At 68.7% G+C, this 14954-nt stretch carries 18 protein-coding genes and 1 tRNA gene; 4 read left to right on the top strand and 15 right to left on the bottom strand.

All coding sequences use genetic code 11. The annotated features are described in order from the left end of the window. Window positions 1-102: 102 nt before the first annotated feature. Window positions 103-552 carry a hypothetical protein gene (locus tag AC07F0_RS30235; protein WP_478983194.1) on the bottom strand — a complete coding sequence of 150 codons (450 nt, stop codon included), beginning with the start codon at window positions 550-552 and terminating at the stop codon, window positions 103-105. 531 nt (window positions 553-1083) lie between these two features. On the opposite strand from AC07F0_RS30235, the gene AC07F0_RS30230 reads away from it, so the two are divergent. Next, a tRNA-Leu gene (locus AC07F0_RS30230) sits at window positions 1084-1158 on the top strand. A 45-nt stretch (window positions 1159-1203) separates the two neighbouring features. Here the strand turns inward: AC07F0_RS30230 and rdgB are convergent. The 4 genes from rdgB to AC07F0_RS30210 all read right to left on the bottom strand — a co-directional run bounded on the left by rdgB (window position 1204) and on the right by AC07F0_RS30210 (window position 3566). Further along, on the bottom strand, window positions 1204-1806 hold the full coding sequence (gene rdgB, locus AC07F0_RS30225; protein ID WP_478983193.1) for an RdgB/HAM1 family non-canonical purine NTP pyrophosphatase: 603 nt from the start codon (window positions 1804-1806) through the stop codon (window positions 1204-1206). A gap of 133 nt (window positions 1807-1939) precedes the next feature. Continuing rightward, complete coding sequence (locus tag AC07F0_RS30220) at window positions 1940-2338, bottom strand: hypothetical protein (protein ID WP_010039997.1); 399 nt, start codon at window positions 2336-2338, stop codon at window positions 1940-1942. A gap of 142 nt (window positions 2339-2480) precedes the next feature. Further along, window positions 2481-3218 (bottom strand): ribonuclease PH, encoded by a 738-nt coding sequence (gene rph / locus AC07F0_RS30215; protein ID WP_478983192.1) that lies wholly within the window; start codon window positions 3216-3218, stop codon window positions 2481-2483. Between the two features lie 114 nt (window positions 3219-3332). Next, window positions 3333-3566 (bottom strand): PTS sugar transporter subunit IIB, encoded by a 234-nt coding sequence (locus AC07F0_RS30210; protein ID WP_020270294.1) that lies wholly within the window; start codon window positions 3564-3566, stop codon window positions 3333-3335. A gap of 354 nt (window positions 3567-3920) precedes the next feature. Between AC07F0_RS30210 and AC07F0_RS30205 the strand changes: the two genes are divergently transcribed. Beyond that, on the top strand, window positions 3921-5183 hold the full coding sequence (locus AC07F0_RS30205; RefSeq protein WP_436728326.1) for a PTS transporter subunit EIIC: 1263 nt from the start codon (window positions 3921-3923) through the stop codon (window positions 5181-5183). Window positions 5184-5284: 101 nt separating this feature from the next. Here AC07F0_RS30205 and AC07F0_RS30200 read toward each other — a convergent pair whose 3' ends face one another. After that, window positions 5285-6037, bottom strand: coding sequence for an MBL fold metallo-hydrolase (locus AC07F0_RS30200; RefSeq protein WP_478983191.1), 753 nt, complete (start codon window positions 6035-6037; stop codon window positions 5285-5287). A 212-nt stretch (window positions 6038-6249) separates the two neighbouring features. On the opposite strand from AC07F0_RS30200, the gene AC07F0_RS30195 reads away from it, so the two are divergent. Beyond that, window positions 6250-6693: a type II toxin-antitoxin system PemK/MazF family toxin gene (locus AC07F0_RS30195; protein ID WP_478983190.1), complete on the top strand. Its 444-nt coding sequence runs from the start codon at window positions 6250-6252 to the stop codon at window positions 6691-6693. Window positions 6694-7364: 671 nt separating this feature from the next. Here AC07F0_RS30195 and AC07F0_RS30190 read toward each other — a convergent pair. The 9 genes from AC07F0_RS30190 to AC07F0_RS30150 all read right to left on the bottom strand — a co-directional run bounded on the left by AC07F0_RS30190 (window position 7365) and on the right by AC07F0_RS30150 (window position 13350). Next, a complete protein-coding gene (locus tag AC07F0_RS30190; protein WP_478983189.1) occupies window positions 7365-8315 on the bottom strand; it encodes a PLP-dependent cysteine synthase family protein in 951 nt (316 codons plus the stop codon). Window positions 8316-8321: 6 nt separating this feature from the next. Continuing rightward, window positions 8322-8600, bottom strand: coding sequence for a MoaD/ThiS family protein (locus tag AC07F0_RS30185; RefSeq protein WP_030241696.1), 279 nt, complete (start codon window positions 8598-8600; stop codon window positions 8322-8324). A 113-nt stretch (window positions 8601-8713) separates the two neighbouring features. Continuing rightward, a complete protein-coding gene (locus AC07F0_RS30180; protein WP_020270288.1) occupies window positions 8714-8809 on the bottom strand; it encodes a putative leader peptide in 96 nt (31 codons plus the stop codon). Between the two features lie 108 nt (window positions 8810-8917). Then, entirely contained in the window at window positions 8918-9340 is a 423-nt protein-coding gene (locus AC07F0_RS30175; RefSeq protein ID WP_010039980.1) for a M67 family metallopeptidase, read from the bottom strand. Window positions 9341-9474: 134 nt separating this feature from the next. Further along, window positions 9475-10899, bottom strand: a complete 1425-nt coding sequence (locus AC07F0_RS30170) for an amino acid permease (protein WP_478983188.1) — start codon at window positions 10897-10899, stop codon at window positions 9475-9477. A gap of 340 nt (window positions 10900-11239) precedes the next feature. Beyond that, on the bottom strand, window positions 11240-11848 hold the full coding sequence (locus tag AC07F0_RS30165) for a DUF2017 domain-containing protein (protein ID WP_478983187.1): 609 nt from the start codon (window positions 11846-11848) through the stop codon (window positions 11240-11242). A 33-nt stretch (window positions 11849-11881) separates the two neighbouring features. Then, window positions 11882-12199: an ATP-dependent Clp protease adapter ClpS gene (clpS, locus tag AC07F0_RS30160; RefSeq protein ID WP_392045299.1), complete on the bottom strand. Its 318-nt coding sequence runs from the start codon at window positions 12197-12199 to the stop codon at window positions 11882-11884. A gap of 173 nt (window positions 12200-12372) precedes the next feature. Further along, window positions 12373-12558: a hypothetical protein gene (locus AC07F0_RS30155; protein WP_478983186.1), complete on the bottom strand. Its 186-nt coding sequence runs from the start codon at window positions 12556-12558 to the stop codon at window positions 12373-12375. A gap of 9 nt (window positions 12559-12567) precedes the next feature. Next, entirely contained in the window at window positions 12568-13350 is a 783-nt protein-coding gene (locus AC07F0_RS30150; protein WP_478983185.1) for a hypothetical protein, read from the bottom strand. Between the two features lie 255 nt (window positions 13351-13605). Between AC07F0_RS30150 and AC07F0_RS30145 the strand changes: the two genes are divergently transcribed. Next, window positions 13606-14952 (top strand): nicotinate phosphoribosyltransferase, encoded by a 1347-nt coding sequence (locus AC07F0_RS30145; RefSeq protein ID WP_478983184.1) that lies wholly within the window; start codon window positions 13606-13608, stop codon window positions 14950-14952. Window positions 14953-14954: the final 2 nt, after the last annotated feature.

Below are 14954 nucleotides of genomic sequence, written 5' to 3'. Positions count from 1 at the left end.
TGGGGGGGGGTGTTGTTTTTTTTTTTTTGGGTGGGGGGGGGGGCACGAGGGGGGTTTTTTTCCCCCCCCCCCCCCCCCCCCCCCCACGCTGCAGATCACTGATCAGGAATCGGCGAGAGAGGTGTCGACTCCCGCGTAGGTCGCCCACAGCAGGCAGCACGCGTTGCTTCCGCCGCCGACGTTGTCGAGCTGGAAGAAGTAGTCCGGCTCCTGGGGCAGGCCGTAGTACTCGCCCCGGCTCGCGTAGGTCGAGCCGTTGAAGCAGTTGGTGAACGTCTTCTCACCGTAGAAGTCGTTGGACGACAGCGCGTCGTAGTCCCACAGCTCGACCCCGGTGGTCTTGCTGCCGCCCTGCACGGTGCAACCCTTGAAGATGATCTCCGAGTAGCTCTCGTCCGCCCAGTAGCGGGACTGGCCGTTGCTGCCGCCGCCGTCCGTCCACGAGTTGATGCTGCTCGACCAGTTGGCCCAGGCACCGGAGGACAGCGCGAGGGGGAAGGCTGACGCCATCGCGACCACGGCGGATACGCGCTTGGAGGATCCGCCCGACATGCGGGAACTCCGAATCTCCCGCCCGATGCGGCCCCCCATGAGGCCTGTCCACATCAGGCGAGGCGTGGAAGCTACCGAACAGATGATCTTTAAGTCAATGTGACGTAAAAATCTTGTGCCTCTCACCGTCGGTCCGAGAGGGCCTGGTGAAGGGTATGGGCGGCCTGCACGAAGAGGGTGATCCAAGGGGTCGAGCACCGCGGCTCGCGAAGGAACCGCCAGGTCCCGCGGGTGGCAACGGCGGTCCGGCACCGTGGTCGCATCGCCCGGCCGCACGATGATCCGGCTCGGACAGTGGCGGAGTGGCAGGTGCCCCAGACCTCCTGAAGCGCCGGCTCCGGCAAGACCGACCGCAACATTTCGGCCTCTCCTGATTTTCGCGAACTGCCAGCTGTGGTAAGCGAATTCGGCCCCCAGCGCCCGTCATGCAGGGCTGCTGCCCGGGGCAAGGGGGGCCACACGATCACGAGGACGTGGTGCCGAGGAGGCCGCCGAGCGGTCCAGGACTCCAAGTAGAGTAGGCAGCGCTGTGGGCCCGTACCCCAGCTGGCAAGAGGGCGCCGGTTTAGGTCCGGTGTGTCGTGGGTTCGAGTCCCACCGGGCTCATCCACGAAGGGCGCACCACTCAGTGGGGCGCCCTTCTCTCTGCCGTCAGCCGAGCAGCTCCCGCACCACCGGCACCAACGCCCGGAACGCCTTCCCCCGGTGGCTGATCGCGTTCTTCTCCTGCGGGGTCAACTGCGCGCACGTCCGCGTCTCGCCCTCCGGCTGGAGGATCGGGTCGTAGCCGAAGCCGCCCGTACCTGTCGGCTCGTGGCGTAGGACGCCCCGCAGTCGGCCTTCCACCACCCGCTCCGTGCCGTCCGGCAGGGCCAGGGCCGCCGCGCAGGCGAAGTGGGCGCCGCGGTGCTCTTCGGCGATGTCGGAGAGCTGGGCGAGGAGCAGGTCGAGGTTGGCCTTGTCGTCGCCGTGGCGGCCGGACCAGCGGGCGGAGAAGATGCCGGGGGCGCCGTTCAGGACGTCGACGCAGAGGCCGGAGTCGTCGGCGACGGCCGGGAGCCCCGTCGCCCGGGCCAGGGCGTGGGCCTTCAGCAACGCGTTCTCCGCGAAGGTGACGCCGGTTTCCTTGACGTCGGGGATGTCCGGGTAGGCGTCGGCGCCGACGAGTTCGTGGGGGAGGCCGGCTTCGGCGAGGATCGCCCGGAGCTCGGTGATCTTTCCGGCGTTGCGAGTGGCGAGGATCAGGCGGGTCATGGCTCCCAGTATTGCCGGGCCCGAGGCGCGACCCGTGAGGGGCGCGGGGAACTGCGCGACCAGCCCCCACGGACCCGTACCCACCCACCGGCAAAACCCGGCAGACGAGAAGCCCAGCCCAGCCGGCGCAGCGCTACGGCGTGCAGACCTTCGTCAGTTCTCCCGCCGCGTCCGTGACCGGGCTGATGTCAGGCGTCTCGTCGCCGTTCTTGACCGCCGTACGGACGTTGCCCACGGCCTGGTTGAGGTCGTCGACCGCCTTGTTGACGTCCGCGTTGTCGGTCTTGTCGCCGATCTTGTCCAGGTTCTTGTCGATGGAGTCGAGGGACTCGTCGAGCTGCGTCGGGTCGTTCGCGGCGTTGTCCACGGCCTGCTGGAGTTCCGTGACGCTGTCGGCGATGGCGTCGGCGGTCTGGACGCAGTCCAGCGCCTTGTCGACGGCGGCGCAGCCGGTGGTGAGTCCGGCGGTCAGCGCGACGGCCGCCAGGGTGGCGGCGACGGCTGCGGTGCGGCGTCGGCGGCTCGCGGCCATGGAACGGTCCCTCTCGTCGGTCGGGCCGGGCGGCCCGTGTGGCTGGCCGGACGCACAGGGATGAGCCGTGCGCCCGTACTCCTTCAGACGCGAGTGTGCTCGGCGCGGTTGCCCGCGCCGAGCACCTGTCTTGGCGCGCCCTTTACTTTTCGAGGACGGTATCAAGCGCCGTGCGCTGGTGGGCGGCGAGTTCCGTGCAGCCGGCGACGGCGAGGTCGAGGAGGGCGTTGAGTTCGTCGCGGGCGAAGGGTTCGGCCTCGGCGGTGCCCTGGACCTCGACGAAGCGGCCGTCGCCGGTGCAGACGACGTTCATGTCGGTGTCGGCCTTGACGTCTTCTTCGTAGCAGAGGTCGAGGAGGGGGACACCGCCGACGATGCCGACGGAGACGGCGCTGACGGTGCCGGTGAGGGGCTGGCGGCCGGCCTTGATGAGCTTCTTGCGCTGGGCCCAGGCGACCGCGTCGGCCAGCGCCACGTAGGCGCCGGTGATCGCGGCGGTGCGGGTGCCTCCGTCGGCCTGGAGGACGTCGCAGTCGAGGACGATGGTGTTCTCGCCGAGAGCCTTGTAGTCGATGACGGCACGCAGGGAGCGGCCGATGAGGCGGCTGATCTCGTGGGTGCGGCCGCCGATGCGGCCCCTGACGGACTCGCGGTCGCCGCGGGTGTTGGTGGAGCGGGGCAGCATGGAGTACTCGGCGGTGACCCAGCCTTCACCACCGCCCTTGCGCCAGCGCGGGACGCCTTCGGTGACGGAGGCGGTGCAGAAGACCTTGGTGTCGCCGAAGGAGATGAGGACGGAGCCCTCGGCGTGCTTGCTCCAGCCGCGTTCGATGGTGATCGGGCGGAGTTGCTGGGGGGTGCGGCCGTCGATTCGAGACATGCCGCTGAGCCTATCCGTACCTGCGGAAGGGGCCCCTCCCGCGGTGGGGAGGGGCCCTCACGACTGGCCTTCGGGGATCTGTCAGGGGGTGGAGCCCGGGACGATCCCCGCGCTTCACATCAGGTCTTCGATCTCCGCGGCGATGGGGTCGGCGTCGGTGCCGATGACGACCTGGATCGCGGTGCCCATCTTGACGACGCCGTGGGCACCGGCGGCCTTCAGGGCGGCCTCGTCGACCTTGGCGGGGTCCACGACCTCGGTCCGCAGGCGGGTGATGCAGCCTTCGACCTCTTCGATGTTGTCGATGCCGCCGAGCCCGGCAACGATCTTCTCAGCCTTGGTGGCCATCTTCGTTCTCCCTGATCCGAACCGCTTTGTCGCAGTAACCCACAGTTGGCGCAACTTTGCGAGCGGTCATGTCGTGCGTCCCGAATGAAGGCGTCACGCCAGTGTGCGACCGTCCGTTCGACTGGTCTACACCACGAGCCCGCCTCTCGACAAAGAGGGTTGCCGGGCCAGGGCCTCCGGTTCGCCGCGGCAGGCGGAATTCACGGGTTCCACTCGTTCGGCCTACCGTGCTACAACTGGTCTACACCACTCACTGGTGGAGGTCGCGCGGTGGAGACCGCGTTCCCCTTTTGAGACGCCGCCGTCCCCCGTCGAACTCTTCCTGGGCGGCGCCGTGCCCCATGGAGGAAGTTCATGTCCACAACCACAGCCGCGCCCGCGAGCCCGAAGAAGGGGTCTGCGGTGATGGCGGTCCTGCAGCGTATCGGCCGCAGCCTCATGCTGCCCGTCGCCGTGCTGCCGGCCGCCGCGCTCCTCGTCCGCCTCGGCAACACCGACATGCTCGGGCGGGAGTCGTTCCCGGAGTTCATCACCAAGATCGCCGGCTTCATGACCGCGGGCGGCAACGCGATCCTCGACAACATGCCGCTGCTGTTCGCCGTGGGCATCGCGATCGGCTTCGCGAAGAAGTCGGACGGCTCGACCGCTCTCGCCGCCGTCGTCGGCTACCTGGTCTTCAAGAACGTGCTGGCCACGTTCACCGACCCGAACCTGCCCAAGGTGGCCACCGCGGTCGACGGCAAGGTCGTCATGACGGACGCGCCGGTGGACGCCAAGGTGCTCGGCGGTGTGGTGATGGGACTCGTCGTCGCCCTGCTCTACCAGCGCTTCTACCGCACCAAGCTGCCCGACTGGGCGGGCTTCTTCGGCGGTCGCCGCCTGGTGCCGATCCTGTCCGCCTTCGCTGGTCTGGTCATCGGCATCGTCTTCGGCTACATATGGCCGGTCCTCGGCACGGCCCTGCACAACTTCGGTGAGTGGCTGGTGGGCTCGGGGGCCGTCGGCGCGGGCATCTTCGGCGTCGCCAACCGCGCGCTGATCCCGATCGGCATGCACCACCTGCTCAACTCCTTCCCCTGGTTCCAGGCCGGCACCTACGAGGGCAAGAGCGGCGACATCGCCCGGTTCCTGGCGGGCGACCCGAGCGCCGGACAGTTCATGACCGGCTTCTTCCCGATCATGATGTTCGCCCTGCCGGCCGCCTGCCTGGCGATCGTGCACTGCGCCCGGCCCGAGCGCCGCAAGGTCGTCGGCGGCATGATGGTCTCCCTCGCGCTGACCTCGTTCGTCACGGGTGTCACAGAACCGATCGAGTTCACCTTCATGTTCATCGCCCCGGTGCTCTACGCGATCCACGCCGTGCTCACCGGTGTCTCGATGGCGCTGACCTGGGCACTGGGGATGAAGGACGGCTTCGGCTTCTCGGCCGGCGCGGTGGACTTCTTCCTGAACCTCGGCATCGCGACCAACCCGTGGGGGCTGGCGCTGGTGGGCCTGTGCTTCGCGGCGGTCTACTACGTGGTCTTCCGCTTCGCGATCACGAAGTTCAACCTGCCGACGCCGGGCCGCGAGTCCGATGAGGAACTCGCCGAGCTGCAGAAGGCGGAGGCGAAGTAGCCCCCCTGCACACGGTGAAGGCCCCGGAACCGCTTCGGTTCCGGGGCCTCTTCGGTTCCGGGGCCTCTTCGTGCGGGTGATCGAAGTGCTCGGACAGCCCCTCAGACCTCGTACGTCTGCCGCGGCGCCGCGAGATCCACCGGACCGTCGTAGACCGCGCGGGCGTCGGCCAGGTTGGCCTGCGGGTCCGTCCACGGCGGGATGTGCGTGAGGACCAGGCGCCGGGCACCTGCCCGGGCCGCCGTCTCGCCCGCCTCGCGGCCGTTGAGGTGCAGGTCGGGGATGTTCTCCTTGCCGTGCGTGAACGCCGCCTCGCACAGGAACAGGTCGGCGTCCCGGGCGAGTTCGTCCAGGGCGGGGCTCACGCCGGTGTCGCCGGAGTACGTCAGGACCTTGCCGTCGTGTTCGACGCGGATGCCGTACGCCTCCACGGGGTGGGCCACGCGCTCGGTGTGCACCGTGAACGGGCCGATCTCGAAGGTGGACGGCTTGACCGTGTGGAAGTCGAAGACCTCGCTCATGGAGGAGGCGGAAGGGGTGTCCGCGTAGGCGGTGGTCAGCCGGTGTTCCGTGCCTTCCGGTCCGAAGACGGGGAGCGGATCGCAGCGGCCGCCGTCGTGGCGGTAGTAGCGCGCGACGAAGTACGCGCACATGTCGATGCAGTGGTCGGCGTGCAGATGGCTGAGGAAGATCGCGTCGAGGTCGTAGAGACCGCAGTGGCGCTGCAACTCGCCCAGGGCGCCGTTGCCCATGTCGAGAAGCAGCCGGAAGCCGTCGGCCTCGACGAGGTAGCTCGAGCAGGCCGATTCCGCGGACGGGAACGACCCCGAGCAGCCGACGACGGTGAGCTTCATGAAGCAGAAACCTCCGCTGGCGGGATAAGTCTGAGAGGGGCGTCGGGGGTCGTGCGGTGCGTCGAGCGTAAGGCGCAAAACCTCCGGTCGCTCCTCCGCCAAGGGCTGTTGTGGGCGAACTCACCTGTGCTGTCACCGGTTCGGCTGGCAGCGCCGGGGGTGATCCTCGGGAGAAGGGCGCGGGGGAGGGATGGCGCCGGTAACGTCTCAGTATGGACACGTCCTGGTGGCTGGCGCTCGCCGCGGTGGTACTGCTCGCGCTCGTCGCCACGCTCGTCGACGGCTGGGGGCGGCGGTCGTCGGCGCGGCGGGGCCGGACCGCGGCCGGGAGAGCCGCGGTGGCGGGGCTGCCGCAGCCGGCGGAGATCTGGTGGGCGGACGTCCCCTACGAGGACGAGGCTCGCACGAAGGACCGGCCGTGCCTGGTCCTGGCGGTGCGCGGGGAGCGGGCGACCGTCGCGAAGATCACCACCCGGTTCCGGCACGAGCGCACGGGCGTGATCCCCCTCCCCCCGGGCTCGGTCGGCGACACCCAGGGCCGCGCGAGTTTCCTGGAGACGGACGAACTGCGGGAGGTCCCGATGTGGGGCTTCCGGCGACGGATCGGGGTGGTGGACCCGGCGCTGTGGGACCAGGTGCGGTATTTGGCCGGCTAAGAGCCGGGCTTCTCTGCGCGGCGTCCCTGCGGAGCCTGGCGCGACGGCCGACCGCGGCGACCGGGGCCCGGGCGGGTCGACCCGGCACAACAGCCGGGACCGGGGCGGGTGGCCGGGCTCGACGACCGAGGCTCGGGCAGGTCAGCCGCGCGCGAGCAGCCGGGTGCGACGACCGCGCCGCAGCCCGAGCGGTGGTCCCGGCCGTCGGCCGCCGCCCTCGCCGCAGCCAGGGGAACAGCAGGTGCGGCACCAGCGCGGCAGCGGACGACCGCCCGACACCTGGCCGGGTCCGGTTCGGCGTCCCCGCGGGGACATACCGCAGAACGGACGCGACGGCAAGGGTCCCGGCAAGGCCCGGCGACCGCGCACGGGCGACCGGCGCGAGCGGCCGGTGCGACGATCGTGCCACCCCGGGCCGCGGTCCGGGCCGTCGTCTGCCGCCACTTTCGTCGCGGTCGTGGGAGCGGCAGACCCGGCACCAGCGCGGCAGCCGCGGTCGGCGCCCCGCAGGGCAACCCGGCCGCCAGGAGCGGTCCACCAAGCCGGTCCAAGACCGGGGACCGGCCCATGCCCGGGCCTCCGCCGTGACCGCGGGGTGGAAACGCAAAAGGGCCGGAGTCTCACTCCGGCCCTGCTGCGTCTGGTCGTCTGGTCCTGTGGTCTGCCGTCGGTCACGCCCAGAGCTGGCCCTGGAGCGTTTCGATGGCCTCCTCCGTCGTGGCCGCCGTGTAGACGCCCGTCGACAGGTACTTCCAGCCGCCGTCGGCGACGACGAAGACGATCTCGGCCGGCTCGCCGGCCTTGACGGCCTTCTTGCCGACGCCGATCGCGGCGTGCAGCGCGGCGCCCGTGGAGACGCCGGCGAAGATGCCCTCCTGCTGGAGCAGTTCGCGGGTGCGGGTGACCGCGTCCGCCGACCCGACCGAGAAGCGGCTGGTGAGGACCGACGCGTCGTACAGCTCGGGGACGAAGCCCTCGTCGAGGTTGCGCAGGCCGTAGACCAGGTCGTCGTAGCGCGGTTCGGCGGCGACGATCTGGACGTCCGGCTTGTGCTCGCGCAGGTAGCGGCCCACTCCCATGAGCGTGCCGGTCGTGCCGAGGCCCGCCACGAAGTGGGTGACGGAGGGCAGGTCCGCCAGGATCTCGGGGCCCGTCGTCGCGTAGTGGGCACCCGCGTTGTCCGGGTTGCCGTACTGGTAGAGCATCACCCAGTCCGGGTGCTCGGCCGAGAGCTCCTTGGCGACGCGCACGGCGGTGTTGGAGCCGCCCGCGGCCGGGGAGGAGATGATCTCGGCGCCCCACATGGCCAGCAGGTCGCGCCGTTCCTGCGAGGTGTTCTCCGGCATCACGCACACGATGTGGTAGCCCTTGAGCTTCGCCGCCATGGCCAGGGAGATGCCGGTGTTGCCGGACGTCGGCTCCAGGATGGTGCAACCCGGGGTCAGACGGCCGTCCTTCTCCGCCTGCTCGATCATGTGCAGGGCCGGGCGGTCCTTGACCGACCCGGTCGGGTTGCGGTCCTCCAGCTTCGCCCAGATACGGACGTCGGCGGACGGCGACAGCCGCGGCAGGCGCACCAGGGGGGTGTTGCCGACCGCGGCCAGGGGTGAGTCGTATCGCATCGGTGATCAGACCATGCCGCCGGCCACCGCCGGCAGGATCGTGACGTTGTCGCCGTCCGACAGCTTGGTGTTGATGCCGTCGAGGAAGCGCACGTCCTCGTCGTTCAGGTAGACGTTGACGAAGCGGCGCAGCTGGTCGCCGTCAACGATGCGGGCCTGGATGCCCGGGTGCCGGGTCTCGAGGTCGTTGAAGAGCTCGGCGAGGGTGTCTCCCTTGCCCTCCACCGCCTTCTGACCGTCGGTGTAGGTGCGGAGGATGGTCGGGATGCGGACCTCGATGGCCATGGCTCAGGGCTCCTGTCGGGAGTAGTCAGTCGGGCGCGCGGCAGCGCAAGAACAGCGGGGTGGTGCGTGTGTGCAGCGCCGCGGCTCACGGCCGTACGGCGGCAGGGATCGCGTCAACAGATGGCGCTGGCGAGCCTGCACAGGTCGACGTGCAGCCGCGCCACGAGCAGCATGCCCGGCGTCTTGTCGCTCACGTCGTGGAAAACCATGCGCTCATCGTATCGATTCCCGGTCCGGGTTCTGGAATGTGATCCCACATCGCGGACGTTTTCCGGCCGGAGAGTGAGACCGCCCTGTTCAGCCCCGTCCGGGCCCGCTCAGTACGCCTCTACGATCTCGACCTCTTCCTCCGTTACCTCGCCCTCGACGATCCGGAACGAGCGGAACTGGAACTCGCCGGCCCCGTCGGTGTCGGCCGTGGAGACGAGGACGTAGTGCGCGCCGGGCTCGTTGGCGTACGAGATGTCGGTGCGGGAGGGGTAGGCCTCGGTCGCCGTGTGGGAGTGGTAGATCACCACCGGCTCCTCGTCGCGGTCGTCCATCTCGCGGTAGAGCTTGAGCAGGTCGCCGGAGTCGAACTCGTAGAACGTGGGTGACATGGCCGCGTTCAGCATCGGGATGAAGCGCTCGGGGCGGTCCGAGCCCGCGGGGCCCGCGATCACGCCGCACGCCTCGTCGGGGTGGTCCTTGCGCGCGTGGGCGACGATCTGGTCGACGAGGGCCTGGGTGATGGTCAGCATGCTCGTCAGGATAAGCAGAAGGGCCGTTCCGTACCGATGGATGGTACGGAACGGCCCATATGCCGGACGCCCTGAGCGGCAGCCGCAGGGGGTGCCACGAGTACTCCCTGCGGCTGGACGTCCTGGCGGGCTGGTCAGCCGACCTTCTCGAACTCCGCGTCGCGGCGCTCGGCGATCTGCGGGTTGCGGCTCTTGAGGACCGCCCAGCCGATGCCGAGGGCGACGGCCCAGCCGGCCGCGACGTACAGGCAGACCCGCGCGTCCTTGTCGTACGCGATCATGCCGGTCACGCCGATGAGGAAGAGCAGCGCGACCCAGCTGAAGAGCGCTCCGCCGGGGGCGGGGAAGGCCGAGGCGCGCAGCCGGCCCGCGTCGACCGCGGCGCGGTAGCGGATGTGGCTGACGAGGATCATCATCCAGGTCCAGATGCCGGCCGCGGTGGCGACGGAGGTCACGTAGAGGAACGCCTTCTCCGGGACGACGTAGTTCAGGACGACGCCGATGCCCATGAGCGCCACGGAGACCGTGATGCCGACGGCGGGCGTCTTGCGGGCGTTGAGCTTGCCGAACGCCTGCGGCGCCTCGCTGTTGGCGGCCAGGTCGCGCAGCATCCGGCCGGTCGAGTACATGCCCGAGTTGCAGGACGACAGAGCCGCGGTGAGCACCACGAAGTTGACGATGCCCGCGGCGAGCGGGATGCCGATCTCGCCGAACGCGTGGACGAAGGGGCTCTCACCGGCGGAGAACTCGGTCCACTTGACGACGGAGAGGATCACCAGCAGCGCGCCCACGTAGAAGACGATGATGCGCCAGGGCAGGGTGTTGATGGCCTTGGGCAGGGTCTTCTCGGGGTTCTCGGACTCGCCCGCGGTGACGCCGACGAGCTCGACGGCGAGGTAGGCGAACATGACGCCCTGGAGCGTCATCAGGCTGGAGCCGATGCCGTTGGGGAAGAAGCCGTCGTGCGACCAGAGGTTGGAGACGGTGGCGGTGTCACCGGCGTCGGAGAAGCCGAGGGTGAGCACGCCGAGACCGATGACGATCATGCCGATGATGGCCGTGACCTTGATCATCGAGAACCAGAACTCGACCTCGCCGAAGATCTTGACGGAGATCAGGTTGACGCCGAAGAGCACCACCAGGAACACCAGGGCGCTGACCCACTGCGGGATCTCCGGGAACCAGAAGTGGATGTAGATCGCGGCGGCCGTGAGTTCGGCCATGCCGGTGACCACCCACATGAGCCAGTACGTCCAGCCCGTGACGAACCCGAAGAACGGGCCGAGGAACTCGCGGGCGTACTCGGCGAAGGAGCCGGAGACGGGCCGGTAGAGGAGCAGTTCGCCCAGCGCCCGCATGATGAAGAAGATGACGACGCCCGCGAGGGCGTACATGAGGATGATGCTGGGGCCGGCCTTGGCGATGTTCGCTCCGGCACCCATGAACAGGCCGACGCCGATGGCGCCGCCGATGGCGATCATCTGGACCTGGCGGCTGCCGAGGCCGCGCTCGTACCCCTCTTCAGGGACGTTTTCCGTGTCGACCTGCGCAGAGGTCATGTGTGGTGCGCCTTTCTCCATGCCGACCCGGACCTTCGTCGGCCTCGGATCGGGTCTCGATCCCCCCGGATTGATGGAGCGGTGCCTGGCCGACGGTTGTCGGCTCGGTGGCGCACCCGGCCGGACATTCGGGTGGTGTCGGCCGGGCGGTCGTGAAGATTTATCACGGCCGCAACACTGATCACCCGGGGGAATTGTGACGCACCACACAGGGAAAACGGACAAAACGCCGCCCAACGCGGCATAGAAGGCGAGCACGGTGACGTGATCGTTATCCGGATTTGAGCGTCCTCTGAGCGAACACCGATCGGTCACCCGGCGGTCACAGAACCTGCACGGATCAGGGCATAAGGGTTCCGACCAGCGTCTCCTGGAGTCCACCCAGCCACAGGTAGGCCATCACCATCGGCTTGCGCGGATCCTCGTCGGGGAGGCGGTAGAGGAGGTCGGTGTCCTCCTCGTCGGCGATCTCCAGCCGCGAGCCGATCGCCAGCCGCAGGTCGTTCAGGGCGCTCAGCCACCGCTGGGACTCCTCCACCGACAGCTTCAGCACCGCGCCGCCCTCGCCGGCCGAGGCCGAGGAGAGCGCGTCCAGGGAGCGGATCACCGCGAGGGCGTTGTCCCGCTTGCCGGCCCGCAGGTCGTTCTCCGTGTAGCGGCGGAACTCGGCGGAGTACGCCCGCTGCTCCTCGGCGTCCCGGGGCGAGGCGGGCTGCTCGGGGTCGCTGTATGCGTCCGGGAAGAGGCGCCTGAGCACCGGGTCGGCGGGCGGCTCGCTCGGCCCTTCCGCGAACAGCTCGGCGAGCGGGTCGTCGGGGGCGTCCTCGGCCGGGCCGGGGCCGATGAGCTCCAGGAGCTGGACGGCCAGCGACCGGATGATGGAGATCTCGACGTCGTCGAGGGCGACGGCAGCGCCGCCGCCGGGGAGCGGTTCGAAGGTTCCGGGCATGAACGCCTTTTCGCTGCTGGGCGGGGAGCTGGCCTACTTGCGGTCCTGCTGGAGGGTGGCCCACAGGCCATAGCCGTGCATGGCCTGCACGTCGCGTTCCATCTCCTCGCGGCTGCCGCTGGAGACGACCGCCCGGCCCTTGTGGTGGACGTCGAGCATGAGCTTGGTGGCCTTGTCCTTGGAGTAGCCGAAGTACGTCTGGAAGACGTACGTCACATAGCTCATGAGGTTGACCGGGTCGTTGTGGACGATGGTGACCCAGGGGAGGTCCGGCTCCGGTACGGCGAAGACCTCCTCCGCCGACTCGGTCCGTTCGATCTCCAGGGGCGCGGGTGACGTCACATCTCCCATGCTGCCACGCGCGCCCTGATGGTGTGGCACCCCTCCCCGGTTGCCGGACGGGGGCTTACCCGGCGCCGGCTCATGACCAGACCAAGGGTTGAAGGCCGGTATTGCTCCCTTTCTAAAGGGAGCAATACCGGCCTTCAATCGCGCGATGAATTCACGGAAATCGGAGACAAGCGCTAGTGTTTGTGAGCTCCTGCGCCGACCCTGCTCTTCCTGTACCCCATGAAGAAGTAGGCGATGACAGCGATTTGGACCACGAGCCAAACAGAGAGCTCTAGTGGACCGAACCGCCCGCCGGCTGCCGTCAGGATCGCAAAGAATACGGCGACAGTCAGGGCAATTTTCAGGATGAGCATTTTCATGAAGTCCCCTCAGGACCCGGTGCTGAACGTAACTTTCCCGTTACCCTTTACCTTCGTCTTCACCCAAGGGTACGTGTGGGCGCACGCGATTTGACCCACGAAGCAGTGACCAATCTTCCGCTTCATGTAGGACGTGGCGGAAGATGCTGGAACAGCGCTCTTCTCGTTCTTCTGACGCTCCTTCACTTCGATGAAGTCCAGAGCGTTGGTCACGTCGTCGGCCCGGTACCGCCACGCCCTGACCTTGCCGTCCTTGTAGTTGAACTCGGCCCAGTGGTGGTACTTGTAGATGACCGAGTTCGAGTAGCTGTAGTGCGTCCGGATGACGTGGGTCTTCCGCCACTTGCCGCCCGTGATCTGGATTCCGAACGTGCTGTGTGCCGCCGACTCGGCCTCGGCCGGCGTCGTCACCGCGTCCCCGCTGGAGCTGTCCGCGTCAGCGGACGGCGTCAGGTCTGCGAGTTCCTGGGCGCTGAGAGGCTCGCCATTAGCGGGAGAGACGAGCTGACCACCATCGGTAAGCTCGGCTTCCTTCACCACGACCGTCGGCTCCTTGCGCGGGTCGGGCAGCGCGGCAGCCAGATCGGGGTTGGTCATGATGAGATTGACGTCAGCCTGCGTCCAGCCACCCTCAAGGGTTCGCTTGATCGCGGCCTGCACGGCCGGGTCCGCCGGATCGGCAACCTTTTCAGCAGCAGAGCTTGCAGGCGCCAAAACCGTCATCAAGACGGCGAAAGTCGAAAGCGCCCCGGTGGCCAGGTACGACTTTCTACGAGGCGTATACGCCTTCATGGAATTTCCCCCCATAAATTGATGCAACATACAGAGGTCTGGTCAGGACCCCTTTGCGTCGCTCATGTGTTCACCACCCTAAGTGGTCGGCCCGCAACTTAGCAATACCTTTCTTCAACCCTCAGAGAAAGGTTTTTCCGGTCGGACCGCCTTGCTCCTCAGAGAATATATTTGATTCCGATTTGACCGCTTCGACTCATAGTTCGGCGGGCGAAAATCGTCAGAGTGACGAGATGAGGGGTACCATCGGCTGCCATGGACACAGCGGACCTTGGGCTGCCGGTGGTTGTTCCCTCGACGGCGCTCTTCACGGACCAGTACGAGCTGACGATGCTGCGGGCCGCCCTGGAGGCGGGCACGGCCGAGCGGCGGAGCGTGTTCGAGGTCTTCACCCGCCGCCTGCCGAACGGGCGCCGCTACGGCGTCGTGGGAGGCACCGGGCGGGTGCTGGACGCGGTGGAGAACTTCCGCTTCGACGCGGGCGTCCTCGACTTCCTGCGCGAGCGGGAGATCGTCGGCGGGGAGACCCTCGAGTGGCTCGCCGGCTATCGCTTCAGCGGGGACATCTGGGGCTACCCCGAGGGCGAGGTGTACTTCCCCGGCTCGCCGATCATGCGGGTCGAGGGCACCTTCGCCGAGTGCGTGCTGCTGGAGACCGTGATCCTGTCGATCCTCAACCATGACTCGGCGATCGCCGCGGCGGCCTCGCGCATGGCGTCGGCCGCCGGGGACCGGCCGCTGATCGAGATGGGCGCCCGGCGCACGCACGAGCTGGCGGCGGTGGCGGCGTCGCGGGCCGCCTACGTGGGCGGCTTCGCGACCACCTCGGACCTGGCCGCCGGATTCCGCTACGGCATCCCCACCGTCGGCACCTCCGCCCACGCCTTCACCCTGCTGCACGACAGCGAGCGGGACGCCTTCCAGGCCCAGGTGAACACACTGGGGCGGGGCACGACGCTGCTGGTGGACACGTACGACGTCGCCGAGGCGGTCCGCACGGCCGTGGAGGTCGCCGGACCCGGACTCGGGGCCGTGCGGATCGACTCGGGCGACCTGCTGCTGGTGGCGCACCGGGTGCGGCAGCAGCTGGACGAGCTGGGCGCGACCGACACGAAGATCATCGTGACCTCGGACCTGGACGAGTACGCGATCGCCTCCCTGGCGGCGGCGCCCGTGGACGCGTACGGCGTCGGTACGCAGCTGGTGACCGGGTCCGGGCACCCGACGTCCTCGATGGTCTACAAGCTGGTCGCACGGGCCGAGTCGGCGGAGCCGGACGCGCCGCTGGTGCCGGTGGCGAAGAAGTCCAGCGGGGGCAAGACGTCGGTGGGCGGACGCAAGTGGGCCGCGCGGCGGCTGGACTCCTACGGCGTCGCCGAGGCCGAGGTGGTCGGCACCGGGCCGGTGTCGGCGGAGCTCGCGGACCGGCAGCTGCTGGTGGAGCTGGTCAAGGGCGGCGAGGTAGTCGCCCGGGAGCCGCTGGACGCGGCGCGTGACCGGCACGCGGCGGCGCGCGCGGGGCTCCCGATGTCGGCGACGCAGCTCTCGCGCGGGGAGCCGGTCATTCCGACGGAGTACCTGCACGAGGCCTCGGGTAGCTAATT

This window comes from Streptomyces sp. NPDC045955 (assembly GCF_056430805.1).
This window is presented reverse-complemented; position numbering and strand designations above follow the sequence as displayed.

Coding starts and splice junctions, on each gene's coding strand:
- AC07F0_RS30235 (WP_478983194.1), bottom strand. CDS start 552: ATGTCGGGCGGATCCTCCAAGCGCGTATCCGCCGTGGTCGCGATGGCG.
- rdgB (WP_478983193.1), bottom strand. CDS start 1,806: ATGACCCGCCTGATCCTCGCCACTCGCAACGCCGGAAAGATCACCGAG.
- AC07F0_RS30220 (WP_010039997.1), bottom strand. CDS start 2,338: ATGGCCGCGAGCCGCCGACGCCGCACCGCAGCCGTCGCCGCCACCCTG.
- rph (WP_478983192.1), bottom strand. CDS start 3,218: ATGTCTCGAATCGACGGCCGCACCCCCCAGCAACTCCGCCCGATCACC.
- AC07F0_RS30210 (WP_020270294.1), bottom strand. CDS start 3,566: ATGGCCACCAAGGCTGAGAAGATCGTTGCCGGGCTCGGCGGCATCGAC.
- AC07F0_RS30205 (WP_436728326.1), top strand. CDS start 3,921: ATGTCCACAACCACAGCCGCGCCCGCGAGCCCGAAGAAGGGGTCTGCG.
- AC07F0_RS30200 (WP_478983191.1), bottom strand. CDS start 6,037: ATGAAGCTCACCGTCGTCGGCTGCTCGGGGTCGTTCCCGTCCGCGGAA.
- AC07F0_RS30195 (WP_478983190.1), top strand. CDS start 6,250: ATGGACACGTCCTGGTGGCTGGCGCTCGCCGCGGTGGTACTGCTCGCG.
- AC07F0_RS30190 (WP_478983189.1), bottom strand. CDS start 8,315: ATGCGATACGACTCACCCCTGGCCGCGGTCGGCAACACCCCCCTGGTG.
- AC07F0_RS30185 (WP_030241696.1), bottom strand. CDS start 8,600: ATGGCCATCGAGGTCCGCATCCCGACCATCCTCCGCACCTACACCGAC.
- AC07F0_RS30180 (WP_020270288.1), bottom strand. CDS start 8,809: ATGGTTTTCCACGACGTGAGCGACAAGACGCCGGGCATGCTGCTCGTG.
- AC07F0_RS30175 (WP_010039980.1), bottom strand. CDS start 9,340: ATGCTGACCATCACCCAGGCCCTCGTCGACCAGATCGTCGCCCACGCG.
- AC07F0_RS30170 (WP_478983188.1), bottom strand. CDS start 10,899: ATGACCTCTGCGCAGGTCGACACGGAAAACGTCCCTGAAGAGGGGTAC.
- AC07F0_RS30165 (WP_478983187.1), bottom strand. CDS start 11,848: ATGCCCGGAACCTTCGAACCGCTCCCCGGCGGCGGCGCTGCCGTCGCC.
- clpS (WP_392045299.1), bottom strand. CDS start 12,199: ATGGGAGATGTGACGTCACCCGCGCCCCTGGAGATCGAACGGACCGAG.
- AC07F0_RS30155 (WP_478983186.1), bottom strand. CDS start 12,558: ATGAAAATGCTCATCCTGAAAATTGCCCTGACTGTCGCCGTATTCTTT.
- AC07F0_RS30150 (WP_478983185.1), bottom strand. CDS start 13,350: ATGAAGGCGTATACGCCTCGTAGAAAGTCGTACCTGGCCACCGGGGCG.
- AC07F0_RS30145 (WP_478983184.1), top strand. CDS start 13,606: ATGGACACAGCGGACCTTGGGCTGCCGGTGGTTGTTCCCTCGACGGCG.